At 61.4% G+C, this 376-nt stretch carries 1 protein-coding gene; it reads left to right on the forward strand.

Translation table 11 applies throughout. The features are described from left to right. Positions 1–150 precede the first annotated feature (150 nt). A partial coding sequence (locus tag OGY07_RS01245; protein WP_286598205.1) for a hypothetical protein occupies positions 151–376 on the forward strand: 226 nt, incomplete at its 3' end.

Consider the following 376-nt stretch of genomic DNA (forward strand, 5'->3'; position numbering starts at 1 on the left):
CTGAACAGCTTCATGGCGGGCATTCTGGGCACCCGTTACGTTACCGGTGCTCTGGCCAGACAAGATTTCTGTCCCGGCTGAGGTGGGCGCTGTGTACCCGCCGGAGCGGCTTCCGGTAAAGGGTTGAGGGCTTTCCTGCTGACCAGCTGCATGGTGGACATTCTGGGTACCCGTTACGTTACCTGTGCTCTGGCCAGACAAGATTTCTGTCCCGGCTGGGGTGGGCGCTGTGTACCCGCCGGAGCGGCTCCCGGTGAAGGGTTGAGGGCTTTCCTGCTGACCAGCTGCATGGTGGACATTCTGGGCACCCGTTACGTTACCGGTGCTCTGGCCAGACAAGATTTCTGTCCCGGCTGGGGTGGACGCTGTATACCCG

Origin of the sequence: Citrobacter sp. Cs237 (assembly GCF_030332325.1) — a bacterium.
GTDB lineage: Bacteria > Pseudomonadota > Gammaproteobacteria > Enterobacterales > Enterobacteriaceae > Citrobacter_A > Citrobacter_A sedlakii.